We start from the raw sequence: 12,256 nt of genomic DNA, 5'->3' as shown, positions 1-12,256 counted from the left end.
AAAAGTCGGAATACACCGATAAATTCGTATTATTTATCAGGCAATTACTACCTTGAAGGTGAATACGTCTTGGAAGAAACGGTAAAACTGGTATTAAATAATAAAAATAAAGATTACTCTGTTTAAGTATAGGCAGAGTTGTAAAAAATAACAGAAGTTAGCTGTAATTACATAGGATGCTTGGAAGAAAACGGAAGTATCGATGGGGATAAACATTATTTTTATATAAGTAGAAGTAGGGATTTTGAACTGACAAAAAGTGAGGCTGAGGAAAAACTGAAAAAAGATGTCGGAGAAGAATTGAGAAATGTAGAAATGGTATACAATAATCCCGCAGGATATGTCTATCAGAAAAACGGGGAAATAGGTTATCTATAAAGATGATTTCAAATATTTGATGAAAGTTTTTGTAATGTTGTTGATATAAATTTTGCAGCCCTAACGATGATTATATTAAACAAAGCGGAAATTATAAAAAGAAAAATAAAAAACTTTTTTAAATTACCGTTTATATTCTGTAAAGAGAAAAATTCCATATGGAAAAAAACAGTGAAAGTATTATTTTTAATGCTTGTTTTTCTTCATGCACTTGTTTTTTTATGTCATTGGATCTGTTCAGGACAAAGTTTTTACCTGAAAATTTTTCAGTAGTATTAAATGAAAAATATTATATTTAAAATAGAAAGCGGATTATGATGAAACGATAGATAAGTTAAATTTGTATAAAAATGAAATAAAAATTTGTGAGAGCATAACAAAATTAGATAGAAAAGGAACTTATTATACAGGTTACCTTGAAAGTCACAAGGAAGAAAAGGAATGTAACAGTTATTTTTATATTAATTCAGTAAAAAAAGAAAATATGAAATTCAACCTGACAGAAAAAAATATGGCGGATAAATTTAAAGAAACGGATTGTAGGATATTATACTATAAAATTATAATAGCAACGGCAGAAAAAAAGACTATATAAGTGAAAGAGATTTCCGTTCTTCTATATTGTTTTTTATTTCCGGAAGTTTTATAGTTTTGTTGATGATTATAATATTTGACTTTGCCGTTTACGGGATAAATAAGAGGAAGAAGCTCGGCTGATTTCAGCCGGTTTTTTAATTAGAAAAATTCAATAGATTTAATTGAAATAAGGAAATTGTTTATAAAATATTTTGAGATTTATAACAGTCCTCAATATATGAATATTGGAAATATAAAATTTTTAAATATATTTTTTAGACAAAAATTGAAAATAAGTTATTTTTATTGAATATTTATTGAAATTAATGTAAAATTTGTTACATATACAAAATAAAAAATAAGATGTCTAAATTAGGAGGAATGGAGATGAAAAAAAGAATATTATCAATAGTTCTATTTTTGTTAATGAGTGTGGGATTGAATGCATTTATAAGAAAGGAATATATACAGGAAAATCTGTCAAAACTTAGAGTTACACAGAGTGTAATAGATGAAACCGTAAAACTGGATAAGGAAATAGGAGATATAATTTTATGGGATTCAGAAAATGTAGGAAAGGTGGAAAAGGAAAAAATAAAGGAGCTGGAAAATGTTTTTGTAAAAGATGGAAGAAATTATATTATCCTTCAAAAACTTATGAATATTGCAGGAAGGAATAAGGAAAAGGAAGATGTCGAAAAAATAAAAGAGTATGAAAAAGATTACTTGAAAATAAAACTTCCTGAAGATAAGAAAAATTTTTTTCTTGGAGAATACTTTTTGAATTTAAATGAAAAGGAAAAAAGTGACAGATACTTAAAAAAAGTAAAAGATGAAAGTAAAAATATACTTTATTTAAAAATGATAGAATTTTTTGAATTAACTGAACAGAAAGAGGAAATAAAAAAGAAAAGTAAGAGTGAAAAAGAAAATAAAAATACGATGGATAAAATCTTTTTGTCAATGATAACGAAATCTGAAGAAGTAAATAAAATATTGGAGAATAAAGCACTGATGTCCGAGTACGGGATTACTGATGAAGAAGTATACTCAAGACAGCTGGATATAATAAGTTCCGGAACATTGGCTTATATTCTTAAAGGTGAATTGGAAAAAGGTATAAATTACTATATTGAAAATATTGCTGAAAAAAAAATATCAAAGGAAGTTTCGGAATATAATAAGGAAAAGGATATCTCAACAATGAAATTTATATTGATGTCACCCTTTTTCGGACTTTTTTTTCAGTATTTTAATGATGCGGAAAATAACGGAACTGTAAATAATGAGGAAAATTTAGAGAAAATATATGAAAAACTTGAAAAAACTGAAAAATTCAGGAAGTTTGAAAAAGAAGGATTAATGGAAAAATTGGAAATATGATAATAGTAGAGAGGTAAAATCTTGAAAACAGTCTTAAAAGAAACAATTATTGAATTTGAAGAAAAAAAATCAAAATTTATAGGTTATATAAAGCCTGTAGCTACTGTAGATGAAGCTGAGAAATTTATAAAATCTATAAGAGAAATGCATTCTAATGCTACTCATAATGTCCCCCTTTACAGAGTTATGGAAAATGGGCAGGAATATTTTAAGTATAATGATGACGGTGAGCCTTCAAATACAGCAGGAAAGCCTATGGCAGAAATACTTAATATTCTAGATATATATAATGTGGCGATAGTGGCAACAAGATATTTTGGAGGAGTAAAACTTGGTGCAGGAGGACTTATAAGAAATTATGCCAAGACTGCAAAACTTGTCATAAACGAAGCGGGAATAATTGAATATAAGGAAAAATCAGTATTTATAATAGATTATGATTATGAATATACTTCTGAAATAGAAAGTTTTTTAAATTCAAATGAAAATAAGTTTGGAATAGAAATTGTTGAAAAAAATTATTCAAATAGAGTAACCTTGAAAATAAAGGCAGACAGTAGTGTAGAAGGAAAACTGAACGAAATGAATAAAGTGATTGTAATAAAATTATAAACAAAATAACTCAAAAGTGTGCTATAATAAATGTCAATAATCAGGTTATTATAAGGTGTAACTAAGGAGGTAAAATGAAACAGGTGGTAGCAATAGTGGGAAGACCTAATGTGGGGAAATCTACACTATTTAATAAACTGGTAGGAGACAGGCTTTCAATAGTAAAAGATGAACCGGGAGTTACAAGAGATAGACTTTATCGTGAAACAGAATGGGCGGGAAAGAATTTTATACTAGTCGATACAGGGGGACTTGAACCGAAAACGGAAGACTTTATGATGAAAAAAATAAAGGATCAGGCACAAGTTGCTATCGATGAAGCAGATGTAGTGATTTTTCTTGTTGATGGGAAAACAGGAATAACGGGTCTTGATGAGGACATAGCAAACATACTCAGAAAAAAAGATAAAAAAGTTGTAGTAGCAGTGAATAAAATAGATAATTATATGAAGGAACAGGAAAATATATTTGAATTTTATACTTTAGGATTTGAAGAAGTAATAGGAATTTCAGGGGAGCATAAAGTGAATTTGGGAGATTTACTGGATGCAGTTATAGGAAAGTTTGATGACAGAAAAGAAAGAGAAACTGAAGAAGGACTGAAAATAGCCATATTAGGAAGACCTAATGCAGGTAAGTCATCCCTTGTAAATAAATTATTGAATGAAGAGAGATCCATTGTAAGTGATGTAGCAGGAACAACGAGAGATGCTCTGGATTCTACTTTAAAATATAATGGAGAAAAATATACATTAATAGATACTGCAGGAATCAGAAGAAAATCTAAAATAGAGGACTCTATTGAATATTACAGTGTGCTAAGAGCTATGAAATCCATAAAAAGAGCTGACGTATGTGTACTTATGCTTGATGCTACGGAAATGCTTACAGAACAGGATAAAAGAGTGGCAGGTCTCATATATGAAGAGAAGAAGCCGATTATAATAGTTATAAATAAATGGGATTTAATAGAAAAAGACAATAACAGTGTAAAAGAATTTACTGAACTTGTAAAAGCGGATTTAGCATTCTTGAGTTATGCTCCGATAATTACCGTGTCGGCACTGACAGGAAAAAGGACTGTAAATGTATTGGAACAGGCTAAATTTATAAATGAAGAGTATCATAAGAAAATTACTACAGGTCTGTTGAATCAGATTTTATCAGAAATGATAGCTCAAAATCCTGTTCCTACGCGAAAAGGGAGAGCGGTAAAAATAAATTACGGAACACAGATAGGGCAGGCTCCTCCTAAGTTTGTATTTTTTTCAAATAATCCGGAATTAATACATTTTTCATACCAGAGATATATTGAGAATAAATTAAGAGAGTATTTTGGATTTGAAGGTTGTCCAATTGAAATAGTATTTAATAAAAAAAATGAAATGTACTAAAAAATTAAATATAATAAAATGAGGTTAAAAATGAATTTTTATAATGAAGAAAAGTTTATAAAATGGAAAAATATACTGACTTTAATGGTACTGACATTGTTATCCGTGCTTTTGTTTTTTAAAGTATATGTCTACTTTGAAAAATCTATTCAGATAATAACAGGAACGATATTTCCTTTTATTTTATCTTTTGTAATAGTATATTCACTTATGCCGTTTATTGATATGTTAAGTGAGAATTTTAAAATGGATAGGAAAATTTCGATATTTCTTGTATTATCCGTGTTTTTTGTTTTTTTTATATATGTAATACTGGCATTCATACCGTTAATTGGGAGTCAACTGTCGAGTTTTATAGAATTTTTTCTGAAAAATCAGGAAAAGTTTCAAAGAAATCTTTTTTCTTTTTTGGAACATAACAATCTAAATATAAGAGACTCTATAATAAATTCAAAAGAAATCATTTTTACTAATTTTTTAAAAGTACTTAATTCCAGTGTTTCTCTTTTAACAGGAACATTCAGTTTGCTGTTTATGACTCCGATTTTCACTATAATGCTTATATTCAGTTATGATAAAATAGGTGAAGGTGTAAAAAAAGGTCTGAAAAAACTTAATAAAGAAGAACTGATTCCGTTAATAAGGCAAATAGATGAAGCTATAGGAAAATACATAAAAGTAACGGTGTTAGACAGTATAATTGTGGGGATATGCTCTTATGTTATATTTTTATTTCTGAAAATGGAATATAGTTCATTATTTTCAATAATAATAGGAGCAGGAAATGTAATACCCTTTATAGGACCTTTTATAGGACTTATTCCTATAATACTTTATGCGGCCACGAAATCGTTTAAGCTTGTTGTAACGGTTATCGTTCTTATAACAATATTGCAGACTATAGAAGCTAACATAGTAAAACCTTGGCTTACAAGTAAATCAGTAGATATCCATCCGATAACGACTCTTTTGGTTGTATTAATCGGAGGTGCATTGTTTGGTATTGGAGGTGCATTTATTGCAATTCCTGTATACGTGGTTTTGAAGTTGTCAGTTATCTTTTATTTTGATAAATTGGAAAAGAGAGGAAAAATTGACAAAAATAAAGGGATATGATAGTATTGTACATACAAGATTTTGAGAAAAGAAATTTAAAAATTTATTATACTAAAAAAGTATAAATATCAGTAAATTTGATTTTAAAATGTTGAGAAAGAAGGAAGTGAGTAAATATGAAAAATTGCAGCAAAGGAGAAATGCAGATAAACGACTGTCTTTATTTTACCATATCAAGATTGTTCAGAGTAGTGAATAAAATAGCAGAAGAATCTTTCAGCAAAATGGATATCTGTCCTACCCACGGATTTTTGATGGTTCTGCTTGAAGAAGAAGAAGAAGGACTATCGGTAAATAGAATATCCGAAGCTCTAACTATTGCTCCTTCAACAGTTACAAGATTTGTTGATAAACTGGTTTCAAAAGGTTATGTGGAAAGAATAAAATCAGGAAAACAGTCATTTACAAAAATAACCAGCGAAGGATTAAAAGTTATGCCTGAAGTTTATAAGTCATGGGGAGATATATTCAGTAAGATTGAAAAAACTGCGGATAACAAAGAATATCTTTTGGAGACAGGTAAAAAAATTAGGGAGTTTACTGATTTAATGGAGGAAAATCAGAAGTATCTGTAAAAATTATAAAAATGGGGTACTCAAATAAAATATATATTATTGAGGCTCTTTTTTTATAGCTGAAATTATTTTTTATGAGGTTTTATTGTCGAGTTTTCAAGGATTATTTCAAAAAATAGAAATTGCTATTTTTACTAAATGTGTTTAAAATTTATGATTTGATTTTGGTATCTTACAAGATAACTTTTAAACTAAAGAATTGTTTGACTTAAATTTTATGTGAATCAAAAATGCCCGTTTGCTTTAAAAATATAGAAAGGATGCTTTTATGATACTAATTTAAGTATTTTTATGTTAGAAAATTTGAAGTTGAAAGTTAGAAAAATAATATAAAGTACTTTAAAATAAGAAATATAATAAGTTTTAATGATATTAGAACTCCAAAACTAAATATTTTTAAAATAAGAGAATAATAAAATATAAAGATACATATTGACAAGTAACTTAAAAAGTAGTATATTAAAACATATGAATATATATTCATATGTTTTGTAGAATTTTAAGAAAAAAAGTTGTAAGGATATATAATGATGAACAAAGGGAAAAGCTTCAAATAAAAAGATTGCAGTTATTTATAATAAATTCAATTATATATATATTTAAAAAATTAGGGAAAGGAGTGTACGATATATATAGTATATATCGTATAAAAAATAAGATGGAAAAAAAGTTACCTGTATGTGAAAATACTATAATTCACAAAGAAATTATAGAAAATGTAAAGACAAAAATACCTGAAGAAGAAGTTTTATACGATCTCGGAGATTTTTTTAAATTACTTGGAGACAGCACAAGAATAAAAATATTAAGTGCACTTTTTCATTCGGAAATGTGTGTATGTGATATAGCATCTTTATTTGAAATGACTCAGTCCGCCATATCACATCAATTGAGGGTACTTAAGCAGGGAAGGCTTGTAAAATATAGAAAAAGCGGGAAAGTAGTATATTATTCATTAGATGATGAGCATATAAAGAAAATAGTGGAGCAGGGGTTAACTCATATTCTTGAAAAAGGATAATCAGTTTTTGAAAGGAATACGAAAATGAACCGAAAAAATCAGATAATTTTAAAAGTGGAAGGTTTAAACTGTGCAAATTGTGCAGCTAAAATCGAAAGAAAAATAAACGAAATAAAACAGATAAAGGAAGCCCATGTAGATTTTATGGGAGAAAAGATATTACTTGAAACAGATGAGAAAAATTGCACATTTTTAGTAAATTCAGTACAGAAAATAGCTGACTCCGTAGAAGAAGGAGTTAAAATATTTTTACCTGAAAAACATATTGGTAGTGAGCATTCTCACATTCACAATCATAGTCATTTAGACGAAACTAAAAAATTAATTATAATGCTTGCATTAGGGTCATTAGTCTATATTTTAGCAAGTTTTTTGAGACTTTCTCCTGAAAATTTTAATCTGGATATACGTCTTTCAATAAGAACACATCTATTTTTAATAAGTTATCTTATAATAGGAGGAGAAGTTCTTGTAAAAGCTTTTAAAAATATAAGAAAAGGTCAGATATTCGACGAAAATTTTCTAATGTCAATTGCAACGATAGGTGCATTTATAATTGGAGAATATCATGAAGCAGTAGCTGTTATGTTTTTTTATCAGGTAGGAGAATTATTTCAAGGTATGGCAGTGAAAAAATCAAGAAATTCTATAGCATCTTTAATGGATATAAGAGCTGATTATGCAAATTTGAAAAAAGGTGAGAAAATAGAAAAAGTTCTTTCTCAAAAAGTGGAAGTAAATGATTTAATAATTGTAAAACCCGGAGAAAAAGTTCCTTTGGATGGGGTAATAATCGAGGGCAATTCAGTGTTTGACACTTCCGCACTTACAGGAGAGTCTTTACCGTCTGAAAAATATGAAGGAGATGAAATTTTAAGTGGATATATAAACAAGACGGGACTCGTCACAGTAAAAGTTATGAAAGTATTTTCAGAATCTACAGCTTCAAAAATATTGGATTTAATTCAGAATGCAAGCAGCAAAAAATCCAAAACGGAAAATTTTATTACAAAATTTGCAAAATATTATACTCCGATAGTTGTGGGAGTTGCTTTGATAGTCGCTGTAGTTCCCACTCTTATATTGGAAAGTACAACTTTTTATGAATGGTTTTACAGAGCATTGATATTTCTTGTGCTCTCATGTCCGTGTGCTTTGGTGATATCCATACCTTTAGGATTTTTCGGAGGGATAGGGGGAGCTTCCAAACATGGTATTCTTGTAAAAGGAGGGAATTATCTTGAAGCTTTGAATAATGTTGATACTGTGATAATGGATAAAACAGGCACACTTACAAAAGGTGTGTTTAAAGTTACTGAAATAAATGTTGAAAATAGTGGACTATTTACAAAAGAAGAATTATTGAAATATACGGCACATGCCGAAAGTTTTTCAACACATCCTATTGCAGAGTCGATTGTGAGAAAATACGAAGAAAATAATACATGCATAGATAGAAATATAATTAAAAATTATAGAGAAATATCGGGATATGGAATAAAAGCGGATATAAACGGGAAAAAAGTGATAGCGGGTAATATAAAGCTAATGAACCTTGAAAATATTTCGATAGAAAAAGGACTTGAAGCAGGTACAGCTGTGTACGTTGCTATTGACGGAAAATATGCGGGGAATATACTTATAGCTGATGAGATTAAAGAAGATTCCGAAAGAGCCATAGAAGAAATGAGAAGTAACGGTGTAAAACAAATTGTAATGCTTACGGGAGATAACAGATCTATAGGAGAAGAGATAGCAAGACAGTTGAATATTGATGAAGTTTATACAGAGCTTCTTCCAAATGAAAAAGTTGAGAAGCTGGAATACATATTTGAAAGAAAAAAAGATGGTGGAAGAGTTTTATTTGCAGGAGATGGAATGAATGATGCTCCTGTACTTGCGAGAGCTGATATAGGAGTAGCAATGGGAGGAGCTGGAAGTGATGCTGCCATTGAAGCGGCAGATGTTGTCATAATGAATGATGAGCCGTCAAAAATAGTGACAGCTATAAAAATAGCTAAAAAAACAAGAAAAGTAGTATGGCAAAATATAACATTTGCATTAGGAGTAAAACTGATAACGCTTTTAATGGGGATAGCCGGATTTGCTACAATATGGGAAGCTATATTTGCAGATGTGGGAGTTGCATTAATAGCAATTTTAAATTCGGCAAGAATTATAAGGACAAAAGAAGATTAAAATAGTGGAATATTAAGTTCCCTGAAGGATTGAACAAAATTCTGAGGGGTTCTTTTTAATAATGTAAATCATATTATACTTGATTTTAATATATCATTTTAAAAAAAACATTTAAAAAATTACACCATTATCAAAAAAATATGTTATAATTTAAAAAGAGAAAAATTTTAATGGTAGAATACGGAGATGAAAATGGTTAAAAATAAAGGTAAGTTTAAAGAGAATTTACTGACTCAAAAAGAAATGAAAGAAAAAATTCTGGATCTGAAAAGAGAAGGGAAAAAAACAGTTTTCACGAATGGAGTTTTTGATATACTTCATATAGGACATTTGACATATCTTGAAGAAGCGAAAGAGTTGGGAGATGTTTTAATAATAGGTGTGAATAGTGATGCTTCTGTAAAAGTGAATAAAGGTGATAAACGTCCTATAAATAATGAAAAAAACAGAGCTGAAATGCTGCTTGGTCTGAAATTTGTAGATTATACCGTTATTTTTGATGAAAAAACTCCGGAAAAACTGTTGGAATTGTTAAAGCCTGATATTCACGTAAAAGGCGGAGATTATGAAAAAAAAGATTTGCCTGAAACGGAAATTGTGGAAAAAAACGGTGGAGAAGTAAGAATACTTTCCTTTGTAGATAATAACTCTACAACAGGGATTATAAATAAAATAATTAAGGTGTATTCATCAAAAAAATAGAGTATTTTAAAATTAGAATCGGGAGTTTAAAAATAAATCATGAAGTCGGAAATATTGACATTTGAGGAAATAAATAAACTGGCGAAAAAAACGGCGGAAATATTACAAAATGGGGGCTGTTTAGGATTAATAGGAGATTTGGGAGTAGGGAAAACGACTTTTACGAAAAAAATATGCAGCTGTTATGGAATAAAAGAGAATATAAAAAGTCCCACATTTACATATGTTATGGAATATATTTCAGAAAATATAAAAATATATCATTTTGATGTGTATAGAATTATGAATCCTGAAGAAATATATGAAATAGGTTTTGAAGATTATATAGGGGAAGAAAATGCCGTTGTAATTGTGGAATGGGCTGACAATATTTTAGATGAAATGCCGGAAGATACTTTGTACATTGAAATAGAGCATAATAATGAAATGACTAGAAAAGTATCAGTTTATAAATTAAAAAATGGAGAAAAATATTATGTTGATTTTTTCAATAACAACAGCAACTAAAACAGCTTCTGTTTCTTTATGTAGTGAAAACAGGATTTTAGGAGAAATAAGAGTGGAAGTTGCAAAAACTCATTCTACGACAATTCTTGAGCAGATAGACAGACTGTTTGAATGGACAGGAAAAAAAATAAAAGAAGTGGACAAAGTAACAGTTTCTTCAGGTCCCGGCTCGTTTACAGGAGTGAGAATAGCTATATCGGTAGTGAAAGGACTTTTTTACGGCAAAGATGTTGAAATTTATGAAGTTAATGAGTTGGATGCTCTGGCGCATCAGGCTTGTTCGGTTATTGATAATATTTCGGAAAAAGAGGATTCAGGAATAAAAATATATTCAATGATTGATTCGGGAAAAGAAAAAATATATTATTCAGTCTATGAAATTGAAGAAAAAGGAAATTTGAAAAAAATAAAAGACTATAAAGCGGATAAGCTGCAAAATATAATAGAAAATATAGGAAATAAAGATACTGTATTTTTAACAGGAGGAGGAGCCTTTAATTATAAGGAGAAAATTGTTGAAATATCAGAAGGAAAAGTGAAATTTTTGAATGACAGAAATATTGGAATAAGTTCTTTGACTTTTGCTGAAATGTTTTTAAAAGGAAAATTGAAACGGACTGATATTTTTGGGCTGAAACCTTATTATTTGGAAAAATCCCAAGCTGAAAGAGATAAAAAATAAGGAAAGGAAAAGTAATGGCTTTAAAAAATTTATTTAAATTCGGAAAAAAAGATAAAGAAATCGAAAATAATCGAATAACAGAAGAAAATGAAAATCTGAAAGAAGAAATTACATCGGAAATTAAAGATAATAATCAAAGTAATGGAGAAAAATATAATCAAAATTCTGATATTGAAACGATGAAACCTTTAAAAGAAAGACTTGCAGCACCGAAAAAAAGTTTTTTCGGGAAACTGAAACAGATGCTCTTAGGTAAAACAATCGATGATGAGCTGTATGAAGAGCTTGAGGAGCTTTTAATACAGTCGGACATAGGAATGAACATGACTATGAAGTTGGTAGAAGAGCTTGAAAAAAATGTAGAAAAAAAGAAATTGAAAACATCGGAAAATGTTTATGATGAACTTAAGGAAATACTTAAAGAAAAACTTATATATAACAATACTGTTGAAAATAGTGCCGAGTTAAATCTGAAAGATGGAGAACTGAATATTATACTTGTTGTCGGAGTAAATGGGGTAGGAAAAACCACTTCCATAGGAAAAATAGCAAATAAGCTTAAAAATGAAGGGAAGAAAGTAATAATAGGTGCAGGAGATACATTCAGAGCCGCAGCTGTTGAACAGATAGAAGAATGGGGCAAAAGAACAGGTATAGAAGTTGTAAAACAGACACATGGAAGTGATCCTGCCGCGGTTATTTTTGATACTGTAAGTACAGCAAAAAACAGAGGTTTTGATGTTGCAATAATTGATACTGCAGGAAGGCTTCATAACAAAATTGATTTAATGAAAGAGCTTGAAAAAATAAATAAAATAATAAAACAGCAGTCAGGTCTTGAAGAATTTGAAACTTTACTGGTAATAGACAGCACAACAGGACAAAATGGTCTGGAACAGGCGAAAATATTTAATGAAATAGTCAATTTAACAGGAATAATACTTACAAAATTTGATGGAACGGCTAAAGGAGGAATAATATTTCCGATTTCTGAAGAGCTTAAAAAACCTATCAAATTTATAGGAGTAGGTGAAGGGATAAATGATTTGAGAAAGTTTGATACGGGAGAATTTGTCAAAGCAATGTTTGAATAAATAATTTGATAAAGATA

Annotated in this window: 13 protein-coding genes; all 13 read left to right on the top strand. The window is 29.1% G+C overall.

The features are described from left to right. Positions 1–180 precede the first annotated feature (180 nt). The 13 genes from EII29_RS08045 (at position 181) to ftsY (ending at position 12,239) form a co-directional block, all read left to right on the top strand. On the top strand, positions 181–378 hold the full coding sequence (locus EII29_RS08045; protein WP_125237015.1) for a hypothetical protein: 198 nt from the start codon (positions 181–183) through the stop codon (positions 376–378). A gap of 340 nt (positions 379–718) precedes the next feature. After that, the gene (locus EII29_RS11940) at positions 719–973 is read left to right on the top strand and encodes a hypothetical protein (RefSeq protein ID WP_148096411.1); all 255 of its coding nucleotides are present in this window, start codon (positions 719–721) and stop codon (positions 971–973) included. 368 nt (positions 974–1,341) lie between these two features. Next, positions 1,342–2,337 carry a hypothetical protein gene (locus tag EII29_RS08040; protein ID WP_125237014.1) on the top strand — a complete coding sequence of 332 codons (996 nt, stop codon included), beginning with the start codon at positions 1,342–1,344 and terminating at the stop codon, positions 2,335–2,337. Between the two features lie 21 nt (positions 2,338–2,358). Beyond that, entirely contained in the window at positions 2,359–2,949 is a 591-nt protein-coding gene (locus tag EII29_RS08035; RefSeq protein WP_125237013.1) for a YigZ family protein, read from the top strand. Positions 2,950–3,023: 74 nt separating this feature from the next. Further along, the gene (der, locus tag EII29_RS08030; protein ID WP_125237012.1) at positions 3,024–4,343 is read left to right on the top strand and encodes a ribosome biogenesis GTPase Der; all 1,320 of its coding nucleotides are present in this window, start codon (positions 3,024–3,026) and stop codon (positions 4,341–4,343) included. A 30-nt stretch (positions 4,344–4,373) separates the two neighbouring features. After that, positions 4,374–5,459 (top strand): AI-2E family transporter, encoded by a 1,086-nt coding sequence (locus EII29_RS08025; protein WP_125237011.1) that lies wholly within the window; start codon positions 4,374–4,376, stop codon positions 5,457–5,459. Between the two features lie 116 nt (positions 5,460–5,575). Further along, complete coding sequence (locus EII29_RS08020; RefSeq protein ID WP_125237010.1) at positions 5,576–6,034, top strand: MarR family winged helix-turn-helix transcriptional regulator; 459 nt, start codon at positions 5,576–5,578, stop codon at positions 6,032–6,034. Positions 6,035–6,692: 658 nt separating this feature from the next. Then, positions 6,693–7,055 (top strand): metalloregulator ArsR/SmtB family transcription factor, encoded by a 363-nt coding sequence (locus EII29_RS08015; RefSeq protein WP_125237052.1) that lies wholly within the window; start codon positions 6,693–6,695, stop codon positions 7,053–7,055. 24 nt (positions 7,056–7,079) lie between these two features. Then, the gene (locus tag EII29_RS08010) at positions 7,080–9,254 is read left to right on the top strand and encodes a heavy metal translocating P-type ATPase (protein WP_125237009.1); all 2,175 of its coding nucleotides are present in this window, start codon (positions 7,080–7,082) and stop codon (positions 9,252–9,254) included. Between the two features lie 192 nt (positions 9,255–9,446). Then, positions 9,447–9,956, top strand: coding sequence for a D-glycero-beta-D-manno-heptose 1-phosphate adenylyltransferase (rfaE2, locus tag EII29_RS08005; protein WP_125237008.1), 510 nt, complete (start codon positions 9,447–9,449; stop codon positions 9,954–9,956). A gap of 39 nt (positions 9,957–9,995) precedes the next feature. Then, entirely contained in the window at positions 9,996–10,463 is a 468-nt protein-coding gene (gene tsaE / locus EII29_RS08000) for a tRNA (adenosine(37)-N6)-threonylcarbamoyltransferase complex ATPase subunit type 1 TsaE (protein WP_125237007.1), read from the top strand. Beyond that, complete coding sequence (gene tsaB / locus EII29_RS07995; RefSeq protein ID WP_125237006.1) at positions 10,432–11,145, top strand: tRNA (adenosine(37)-N6)-threonylcarbamoyltransferase complex dimerization subunit type 1 TsaB; 714 nt, start codon at positions 10,432–10,434, stop codon at positions 11,143–11,145. The genes tsaE and tsaB overlap by 32 nt, the downstream gene beginning before the upstream one ends. Before the next feature lie 14 nt (positions 11,146–11,159). After that, positions 11,160–12,239 (top strand): signal recognition particle-docking protein FtsY, encoded by a 1,080-nt coding sequence (ftsY, locus tag EII29_RS07990; RefSeq protein WP_125237005.1) that lies wholly within the window; start codon positions 11,160–11,162, stop codon positions 12,237–12,239. The last annotated feature ends 17 nt before the right edge of the window (positions 12,240–12,256 follow it).

The organism is Leptotrichia sp. OH3620_COT-345 (assembly GCF_003932895.1).
Taxonomy (GTDB): domain Bacteria; phylum Fusobacteriota; class Fusobacteriia; order Fusobacteriales; family Leptotrichiaceae; genus Pseudoleptotrichia.
Note: the sequence above shows the minus strand (reverse complement) of the source record. Positions and strands in the feature narration are given on the sequence as shown.